Source organism: Acinetobacter uliginosus (assembly GCF_044130295.1).
GTDB lineage: Bacteria > Pseudomonadota > Gammaproteobacteria > Pseudomonadales > Moraxellaceae > Acinetobacter.
Genome location: NZ_JBIQOC010000118.1, coordinates 1 through 8,979, shown reverse-complemented (window position 1 = coordinate 8,979; position 8,979 = coordinate 1). Strand labels below are relative to the sequence as shown.

General features: G+C 42.4%; 8 protein-coding genes. 4 read left to right on the top strand and 4 right to left on the bottom strand.

The genetic code is table 11. From position 1 onward, the window contains the following. Positions 1-337: 337 nt before the first annotated feature. The 3 genes from ACE01T_RS16400 to def form a co-directional block, all read right to left on the bottom strand. The gene (locus ACE01T_RS16400) at positions 338-2,350 is read right to left on the bottom strand and encodes a TonB-dependent copper receptor (protein WP_395519690.1); all 2,013 of its coding nucleotides are present in this window, start codon (positions 2,348-2,350) and stop codon (positions 338-340) included. 71 nt (positions 2,351-2,421) lie between these two features. Next, complete coding sequence (locus ACE01T_RS16395; RefSeq protein ID WP_395519689.1) at positions 2,422-2,844, bottom strand: DUF2946 family protein; 423 nt, start codon at positions 2,842-2,844, stop codon at positions 2,422-2,424. Positions 2,845-2,936: 92 nt separating this feature from the next. Then, positions 2,937-3,467: a peptide deformylase gene (gene def / locus ACE01T_RS16390; RefSeq protein WP_086196623.1), complete on the bottom strand. Its 531-nt coding sequence runs from the start codon at positions 3,465-3,467 to the stop codon at positions 2,937-2,939. A 119-nt stretch (positions 3,468-3,586) separates the two neighbouring features. Between def and ACE01T_RS16385 the strand changes: the two genes are divergently transcribed. The 3 genes from ACE01T_RS16385 (at position 3,587) to tsaC (ending at position 6,593) form a co-directional block, all read left to right on the top strand. Beyond that, complete coding sequence (locus tag ACE01T_RS16385; protein WP_180042919.1) at positions 3,587-4,741, top strand: LysM peptidoglycan-binding domain-containing protein; 1,155 nt, start codon at positions 3,587-3,589, stop codon at positions 4,739-4,741. Between the two features lie 94 nt (positions 4,742-4,835). Further along, on the top strand, positions 4,836-5,981 hold the full coding sequence (gene dprA, locus ACE01T_RS16380; protein WP_180042918.1) for a DNA-processing protein DprA: 1,146 nt from the start codon (positions 4,836-4,838) through the stop codon (positions 5,979-5,981). Between the two features lie 42 nt (positions 5,982-6,023). Beyond that, the gene (gene tsaC / locus ACE01T_RS16375; protein WP_180042917.1) at positions 6,024-6,593 is read left to right on the top strand and encodes an L-threonylcarbamoyladenylate synthase type 1 TsaC; all 570 of its coding nucleotides are present in this window, start codon (positions 6,024-6,026) and stop codon (positions 6,591-6,593) included. A gap of 418 nt (positions 6,594-7,011) precedes the next feature. On the opposite strand, the gene ACE01T_RS16370 is transcribed toward tsaC, so the two are convergent. Continuing rightward, on the bottom strand, positions 7,012-7,926 hold the full coding sequence (locus ACE01T_RS16370; RefSeq protein WP_180042916.1) for a DMT family transporter: 915 nt from the start codon (positions 7,924-7,926) through the stop codon (positions 7,012-7,014). 183 nt (positions 7,927-8,109) lie between these two features. On the opposite strand from ACE01T_RS16370, the gene ACE01T_RS16365 reads away from it, so the two are divergent. Next, positions 8,110-8,862 carry an AraC family transcriptional regulator gene (locus ACE01T_RS16365; RefSeq protein WP_180176443.1) on the top strand — a complete coding sequence of 251 codons (753 nt, stop codon included), beginning with the start codon at positions 8,110-8,112 and terminating at the stop codon, positions 8,860-8,862. The last annotated feature ends 117 nt before the right edge of the window (positions 8,863-8,979 follow it).

Below are 8,979 nucleotides of genomic sequence, written 5' to 3'. Positions count from 1 at the left end.
TTAAACTTTCTTTCTAAAACCTAACTCAATCAATTTTAACTAAGTTACTGTTTTATCAGAAGTTTTAATCTTCATCACCGCCGATGGATGTGCATTCTACACCATTCCAAACCCAATGCAACTCCTTTTTTAAAGCAGTTGAATCGGGTGTCTATTTTATAAACCATCAAATAAATAAGTATATGTTTTATATAATTAAATTATTTAAATAAAAATATTCATTATTTTATTTAGAAATATCACTTCAACATAAGATTATGAAAAATATAAATTTTATAAAATAAAAAACCAAAAAAGCAGGAGAATACTCCTGCTTTTTGCCTAATTTAAAGACAAATTAGAACTTCATACTCACCCGTGCCCAATAGTTACGTCCAATATTGTTAAACTGTTCATCACTATCAAAACCAAAGCCAGCACTGCCCGCTTTATTTAGATGCTCGGTATAGGTTTTATCAAGCACGTTATCAATACCGACTGACAAATCAACACCATCTCGTAAATGATAAGTTCCATTTAGGGATAAAGTGGCAAAACCTGCGCTTTCCTTAAAGTCCTTACCAACAATATTGCCTTGATTCTGGCTGACACGGCTTTGATCATCCACTATTCTCCATAATGCACCCAGAGTATAGTTGTCTTGAATATAACGTAAGTTGATACGTGCCTCTAAAGGTGCTATCTGTGGTAACGGTGTATTGTCTGTGGTATTTTCACCCCACGCATACATCGCACTCACATCCGCCTGAATTGCATCGGTAAACTGATAACCAATACCCGCTTCTGCACCAGCAATGGTTGCATCCACATTACGTGAATCTGCTGCATTGGCCATCATACTGGTCATCTTGGTTGGATCATAAGTCATCAAGATAAAATCATTGATTAGCCCGGCATAAGCTGAAGCCCAGGTATTTAATGCACCATGCTGATGCTGATAACCTAAGTCCAATTGTAAGGTTTTTTCAGTATCTAAGCGTTTGAAGGTATGCATCGTACCTTCATAATCAGTTCTAAAAAGTTCCCAATAATCCGGCATGCGTTCAACATAGCCAAGACCAAGATAGCTTTTGGCATTATGATCTGGATGCTGGCTTTCTAAGCGCAAAAAAGCACTTGGTATGGTCTCAGTCCGCTTCACCCCTTTTGCAAGTTTTTCCACACTAACATCATCAACGCGTGCACCACCGACCAACTTATGTTGTTCAGTCATCTGATAGCTTAATTCACCAAATGCCCCATAGGAATTAAACTTCATATCTGTCTTCACGGGCATATTCATCATGGCAGAGCTCATCCCACCGGCATGATGGTTTTGCTGTGAATCCACACCTGATACGAGTTGAAACTTGTCCCATTCACTGGTCATTGCAAGACGGGTATTCAGCGTACGGCGCGTAACATTCATGGATTTATCAGCCGCAGGAACGTCTCGTAAGCTATAGTTATCCATGACATGATCGTTAAAGTTGTAATTGATTTGCCCTTCAACTTTTTTAATCACATCATTGATATTCTTTTTCTCAAATCGCAAGCCTAGACTTTCCCGGGCAAATTTAGAGCCATCCATATCACGGCCTGCATACACCACTTCACCGTCGGCTTTTCCCCCGCTCAGTTCGATCCATGTATTTTCGTCCGGTGTCCAACCCAATGCGACATCGGCATTCCAGCGTTCCCAATCCGATGGAACAGTGGTGCCATCACCATCTTTATAACTATCCGACACAGAACGATTGGTATTCAGGCGAATATATTTTTTTTCATCGCCGATTGCCGTTTCCACATTCTGATCCAGACGACCATAAGAACCGAGAAGCACACTGGCCTGACCACGATAATTTTTTTCAGCCGTTAATTCTGTTTCCGGACCACGCTCAAAAATAACCGTCGCAGCCGAACCGGTATTGGCATATTGCACCGTCTGCGGTCCTTTAATCACCGAGATCCGGTCATAGCTTTCCGGGGAAATATACGACGTCGGTGAATCCATACGACTTGGGCATGCCCCGAGGTTTTCCGTACCATCGGTCAAAATTTTAATCCGTGAACCAAACATACCACGGAAGGTGACATCCCCATTGGTTCCGGCACCGCTATTGACTGAACTAAAACCGACAATACTTTGCAGATAATCTGCACCATCTGTCGCCGGAATCGGCTGGATCGGCTGTTTGGGATCGGCATGCACAATCAAACCATTGGCATCATTGCCCTGATGAGCAGTTACCACAATCGGCGCTAAGGTTTGAACAGTAGTCGTTTGTTGCTCGGCAAATACAGCCGCTGAATAACCGGCAACACAAATCGCAGCCGCAAGAGGCTGTAAGTAGAATTTAGGCTGAGCCATTTTTCAATCTCACTTAAATCATAAATATAACTGTGCCTAAGTCAGTGAAGACCCGGCGTATAAAACATGGTTTAAGCGAATATTGGTGGGGCTCGCCCTTGGGGCAGAAGAAAGAGTCGCTGTAAAACAAACCAGACATGACTAAAAGTCTTCTGGAATGCTAATAAGCGTACTTGAATACGGTCTAAAACTTCTTTGACCTCCAGTTCAGGAGGCAAAACCAGATTACCGTAGACAGTACAATACTGACATTGATGATCAGCATCATGATGGCCATGTTCTACAGGCTGCTGTTGATGATCTTGATGCAACTGATGATATGCATGTGTGGATGCGGAAATGTACGGTGAAGCAGGTTTTTGCAATAATGCACGCGTAATGGTTTCACAGACCGGAGCAATCTGATATTGCTTCGGCAACAAAGGCTGTAAAAACACAGCAATCTGTAAAAATACGGCTATACAAGATAGCAGTAGACTACTACGAAAAAGCACAGGCAAATCCTAAAATTTGTCGGCGGCCAGTATAACAAAGCCCAATTTAAATTGGGCTTTTTTTAAACTATTTAATCCGGAAGTTGTATGGATTAGCGTTTCACCGCGACTTTTTCTTTTTGGCGCTGACGCACTACTTTTTCCACTTTTTCACGTGCACGTTGACGTTTTAAAGGCGATAAATAATCGACAAATAATTTACCATTTAAGTGATCCATTTCATGTTGAATACAAACAGCGAGAAGTTCGTCTGCTTCCAGCTCAAATGATTGCCCCTCAAGGTTAATTGCCTCGATTTTTACACGTGACGGACGCTCAACTTTATCGTATATTTGGGGCACTGACAGACAGCCTTCTTCATAAGGCTGAGTTTCTTCAGTTAATGGCGTAACTTTGGGGTTAATAAAGACCATGGGTTGATCTTTATTTTCAGATAAATCCATGACAATCAGCTGAATATGACGATCCACCTGTGTAGCAGCCAAACCGATACCTGGGGCTTCATACATGGTTTCAAGCATATCGGCTACGAGCTGACGAATTTCATCAGTAACTTCTTCGACTGGTTTAGCAATGGTACGCAGACGGGGATCCGGGAAACTTAAAATAGGTAATAAGGCCATACGGTGTCCTCACTTATGCCATTGATCAAAAAACAAAATGAAGGAATGCTTCATCAAAAAAATGTGTGTAATATCGTTATTATAACGCAACTACATACATAATTTTAGGAATTATGATAATGAAAAAGGTTTTGAAGGGCATGCCAACTTTTAGTGCCTTGGGGTTTAAAAAACAATTGTTGGCACTTGCCGTATGTGTAAGTGTTGGGGCCGGCATGGTCAGCATTGCTGAAGCAGCACCTGCCCGTAATATCAATCCACCTGCATTAAAAGCCGGAGCACCACAAGTTTATGTGGTGAAAAAAGGCGATACTTTATGGGATATTTCCAAAAGATTTTTGAAGAATCCAGTACGTTGGCCTGAAATCTGGGCCAGCAATAAACATGTGAAAAACCCACACTGGATTTTCCCGGGCGACCGCCTGCTCATGTGTACCTATAACGGCAAACCAATTATTGGTAAAGATGAAGGTGATGGCTGTGAAGGGATTATCCGTCGTTATACCGGTGGCACCAAGTTACAACCTCAGGTTCGGGTAGAATCATTAAACAATGCCATTCCAGTCATTCCGCTGGAACACATCAAGCAGTGGTTAGAACGCAGCACCATTGTTGCACCTGAATCCATCACAGGTACGCCATACATTTTAGGCACGGCGGACCAACGTGTTCTGGCGGCTCAAGGTCAAACAGTATATGCGCGCGGTAATGGTCTGGAAGTGGGCCAACGCTATGCCGTTTACCGTGAAGGTGAACCGTATATGTTTACCGATGCAAAAGGCAAAAAATACAATGCCGGTCTTGAATTGATTCAGGTGGCATCTGGCATTGCCATCCGTGGTGAAAATGACATTACTACGCTTGAACTGACAGATACCTATAATGCTGAAGTTCGTCGTGGCGACCGCGTATTGCCTGAATACGATCCAATGCTTCCAACCTTATTCTACCCAACCAATGCTGAAGATGTGGTTGCCGGTGGCCAAGTGGTTCGCGTGATGGGATCAATTGGCACTGCTGCGAAACACAGTGTAGTGACGATTGACCGTGGTAGTTTGCAAGGCGTTCAAGCTGGACAGGTATTGACGGTGAGCCAGAAAGGCGAAGTCGTGACTGACCCGAAAACCAAAGAGCGTATTCAACTCCCTGGACAGCACATTGGTAACATCATGGTATTCAAGAGCTTTGATAACCTGAGTTATGCCTATGTACTGGATAGCGAATTGCCAATTAAAGTCGGTGCTGGCATCCAGCCACCACTAATGGATGAATAATTCTTCAATCAAAATAAAATAAGGCTGAGATTCAGCCTTATTTTTTAAACAATAATTTAAACAATAAAAAGAAGATATCTTTAAAGGTCTCGTTATGCTCAATTCCTTAAGCGCCTTGCAGCTGGATTACATTCGTTTATGGTTTCTGGTACAGCACTCTCTGCCCAGCTTTTATAAAATCCAGGAATACTATACCCATCTGGCCGAAGCAACACAGCCTGACCAAATTGAAACATGGCAAAAACTTGGCATTCACAAAAATCATATTCAGCGGCTGCGAGATTTTCATCTTCCTGAATCACAGCGGCAATTTCAGCATTGTATTGATCTGATTCAAAAACAGAGTGATTTTGTACTGTTGCAGGATGATGCACACTACCCGCAGCAACTACTGCCCTATGCCGATAAGCCGCCGATCCTGTTTGGCCAGGGCAATGTCCAAACCCTGTTACAAGCACAAATTGCCATTGTCGGTAGCCGTAAACCCAGCAATCACGGACGCCAGGTGGCCTATGACTTTGCTTATTATCTCAGTGAAAAAGGCTTTTATATCAGCAGTGGCTTGGCACAAGGCATTGATGAAGCCGCCCATCAGGGTGCTTTGCAGCACAATCGCACCATTGCCGTGATGGGTACAGGCCTAGACCTGACCTATCCCAGTCAAAATCAGCCGTTGCGACAGCAGATTCTTGCTCAGGCCGGTACGGTAATCACCGAGTTCTTACCCGGAACCCCTCCTTTACAGCAGCATTTTCCGCGGCGCAACCGCATTGTCAGTGCCTTAAGCCTCGGCGTGATTGTGGCAGAAGCTGCACTGAAAAGTGGTTCTTTAATCACGGCGAAATGGGCAGCGGAACAAGGCAAATTGATCTTTGCCATTCCAGGACATATTTATAGCGAGCATCATCAAGGCTGCCATCAACTGATTCGTGAAGGTGCCATTTTAGTGGATCATCCTGAACAGGTGATTGAAGATCTGGCCCTGCCGACACAATGGCATACGCAACAGCACAGCGAACAGGCCAGCAAACTTGCCCCTTTGGATACCCAACCCGAACTGCCAGCGCATTTAAGCGTTTTGTACAATCAGCTAGACTGGATCGGACAACATCTGGATGAACTGGTCATTCAACTGCAGTTAGACATTGCCACCCTGACCAGTCAATTGATGGAACTGGAATTACTTGGCTTGTGCACCCAACAAGCTGGCATGTATCTACGTTGTCGTCCAGGCAAATAAGGTTCACAATAGCGCTTTAATCAATTTGAAGAGAAAGGTCTGATGATTAGCACCTCTGTTGCCGAAGCTGCTCAATGTTTAAAACAGGGACATGTTTTAGCATATCCCACAGAGGCAGTTTGGGGCTTAGGCTGTGATCCTTTTAACGAACAAGCGTTCCTGGAAATTCTACGTTTAAAGCAACGTCCCATTGAAAAAGGGGTAATTCTCCTGGCAGCACAAATTGCACAGGTAGAACATCTGTTAAAACCGCTGACTGCAGAAATGCGCCAACAGGTCATTGATTCATGGAGTCATCGCTCTCCGACCGAACGCGCAACCACCTGGCTGTTACCCGCAGGCAACCATATTCCGGCATGGATTAAAGGCAACCATGCCAAAGTAGCGGTGCGGGTCACTACCCACCCCTTATGTGTTGCACTGTGCAATGCCTTTAACGGTTTTATTGTCTCGACCAGTGCCAATCCTGCAGGAGAAAACCCTGCCCGCTCCCTTCAGGAAGCCAGCCAATATTTTTCCAGCCAGGTAGATTATTTAAATGGCGATTTAGGTTTAAGCAAAGAACCTAGCCGTATTGTGGATGCTGAAACAGGTGAAGTGATCCGCGCTTAATGCGGATCATTTTGATATAATACGGGCTGAATATTATTTTCAGGCAAAAAAAAGCTCAACCATATAGGGATGGTTGAGCATAAAAAGGATGTGCATAAATCACATCCAGAGGGTATGTAAATCTGGTTGCGAAAGTTTAAAGATTGTTAAGAATAACTTAAACATTGACGATATAAATATTATGTAATAATTAATTTCTTTATACAAATATATTATTTATCTTAAAAGACAGCTAAAAACTATCAAATATTTATCACTTTTTATTAATAATTTAAATTATCTCACTATTTTTTAATTATCTTTTAGCTAAATATCCATTTTAAATACTTTTTTAAAACCACGACTCAGACTTTATTTCCATAAAAATTAATGATAAAACCAGTTTATTTGTCTGTTTTTTAATCTGTTGTTTTTACATTTATGCATTTAATTTTGCTGTTGTTACCACCCGATCTTTCTTTTGAGCCAATAAAATACCCAATAAAATGATCAGACCACCGATGCTGTGATACATGGTCCATGCTTCACCTAACCACAGATTGGCAATAATGGCCGTACAGACTGGCATTAAATTCATAAAAATACTGGTTCGATTCGGTCCGATCATCTGTACCGCCAGCATCCAGACCAAGGGTGCAATCAAAGAGGGAAAAATACCGGCATACAGCACACTGCTTACATTGTTTTGATCAATTGCATCCAGCCCCAAATATAAAACGAAGGGAAAATGGTAAAGCAAGGCAAAAATAATCTGAACATAAAGACTGATCAGCAAGGGAATCTGCAGTTGCCATTTTTTCAGGAAAACGCCATAAAACGCATAAAAAAATACCGCCAGTACCATCATGATATCGCCCGGATGTCCACCAGATTGCAGCAGATGGGTAAAATTTCCCTGAGCCATGACATAAAGCAAACCGGCAAAAGACAGCATGCTGCCTACAACGGCAAAACGGTTAGGCATATCCTTCAGCATGAGCATGGACACAAAAATGGTAAATACCGGAATAAAGGCATTGATAATGCCCATGTTAGTCGCAGTGGTATAATGCGCTGCGCTATAGCCCAACCCTTGATACAGCACCATACCAAAAGCACCAAGAACGGCGAGCTGCTTCCAGTGTGTCAAAACCAGCTGATGTTCACGCCAGACCTTGCCCAGCATAAACGGGGTTAAGACGATAAAAGCTACCAGCCAGCGATAGAAACTGATGCTAACCGGAGAAATATAGTCCGCCACATAACGGGTTACAGTAATGTTCATCGACCAGATTAAAACTGCAAGTAATGGCAAAACAAATGCCCACCAGACTGTTTTGTGTTGCTGTGTCATGCCCTGTACCCTGCTTGAATGTTCAGTTTTTATTTTTACTGAAGTCTGAAATAATTAGAATATCGAATTTCAGACATTAATACTGCGCTCAGGACACTGAAGCATTGGGTTGTGACGATTGAAATGACACCCAAGATCTTTCAGGCATGAATATACGCATACATAAAAATCAAGGATATTCACATGCTCCAGCAGATTCAAAACTATATAGAAGTGGATGAATTCTTTTATCAGAAAGATGAAATTATTGCGCCACACAGTTCATTATGGGGTGATTTCAATTTTAGTCTGAATGGTATTTTGGAATATGAAATTGAAGGACAAATTTATCTGTCGCCACCGAATTATGGTCTCTGGCTCCCTCCACACACAGCACATACCTCTATCGCACTAGATGAACAAATCACCCACTATATCTGTATTCGAGTACATCCTTGCTTATGTCAGCATTTTGCAGCTTGTACCAAAACCTTAAGTATTCGCCCCTTTCTTCGGCATTTGGTACATGAAATCTTAGAGCAAAAACAACAGGGTAGAACCACACTACATTATCAGCATTTATTACTGGTACTGATGGATCAACTAAAAACTGCAGCGGCATATGATCACTATTTACCGCAAACCAACCATGTTTTGCTTAAGCCGCTATTACAGCAATTGGCCAATCCACAGCTATTTCACAAGAGCTTGCAGCAACTTCTCAGCGGCTCGCCTATGAGCGAACGACATTTACTGCGCTTGAGCCAGCAAGAATTACAATTGAGCTTATCCGAATGGCGCAATCGGGCCAAAATTTTATATGCGATTGCTCAAATTCGCCAAGGCAAGACAGTGAAAAAATTGGCCTATGAGCTGGGTTATCAACACAGTTCCAGCTTTATTGAGTTTTTTAAACGCTATACCGAACAAACACCTGCACAACTGCGTGATATCTAATACTTACATGAACTTAGAGCCTATCCAGTATTAATTTCATTCTTTTTTAGCACTTAAAAAAAGAATTTGTTAAAATTATTCAATGAGAAAACCATATCCCAGCGACATTAGTCGAGA

Excerpts from the sequence above, each read along its gene's own strand:
- ACE01T_RS16400 (WP_395519690.1), bottom strand. The coding sequence starts at position 2,350 with ATGGCTCAGCCTAAATTCTACTTACAGCCTCTTGCGGCTGCGATTTGT.
- def (WP_086196623.1), bottom strand. The coding sequence starts at position 3,467 with ATGGCCTTATTACCTATTTTAAGTTTCCCGGATCCCCGTCTGCGTACC.
- ACE01T_RS16385 (WP_180042919.1), top strand. The coding sequence starts at position 3,587 with ATGAAAAAGGTTTTGAAGGGCATGCCAACTTTTAGTGCCTTGGGGTTT.
- dprA (WP_180042918.1), top strand. The coding sequence starts at position 4,836 with ATGCTCAATTCCTTAAGCGCCTTGCAGCTGGATTACATTCGTTTATGG.
- tsaC (WP_180042917.1), top strand. The coding sequence starts at position 6,024 with ATGATTAGCACCTCTGTTGCCGAAGCTGCTCAATGTTTAAAACAGGGA.
- ACE01T_RS16370 (WP_180042916.1), bottom strand. The coding sequence starts at position 7,926 with ATGACACAGCAACACAAAACAGTCTGGTGGGCATTTGTTTTGCCATTA.
- ACE01T_RS16365 (WP_180176443.1), top strand. The coding sequence starts at position 8,110 with ATGCTCCAGCAGATTCAAAACTATATAGAAGTGGATGAATTCTTTTAT.